The following is a 306-nucleotide window of genomic DNA, read 5'->3' as shown; positions in this document are numbered from 1 at the left end:
TTCTTCGACTTTATCGCCGATGTTTAATTGATTAAATGCGCTGTTAGCGGTGAAGAACCAATGACCATTGGCATCAATAGTCAGGTCACCGTTGGTGCCTGAAATAGAATCCGGCGTAAACGTGTTGTCTGGGTTATCCACGTCAGTACTGGTGAGGGTTCCAGAAGTTGTTATAGCGCTGTCCGTTTCATCCACACTGACTGTTGCGGTACTGACTGTCGCTGCATCGTTAGTACCGTTAATCGTGACTTTAATGGTCGAAGGGGTGCCATCAACGGAAGTGACGGTAAAGGTTTCTTCGACTTT

At 46.7% G+C, this 306-nt stretch carries 1 protein-coding gene; it reads right to left on the bottom strand.

What is annotated here, in order from left to right:
• The coding region (locus AB4185_RS21880; RefSeq protein ID WP_372135935.1) for a VCBS domain-containing protein at positions 1-306 on the bottom strand (306 nt) is incomplete at both ends.

The organism is Vibrio sp. 10N.286.48.F5 (genome assembly GCF_041469785.1).
GTDB lineage: Bacteria > Pseudomonadota > Gammaproteobacteria > Enterobacterales > Vibrionaceae > Vibrio > Vibrio crassostreae_C.
The sequence above is the reverse complement of the archived record's forward strand: the minus strand, read 5'-3'. Positions and strand labels throughout refer to the sequence as shown.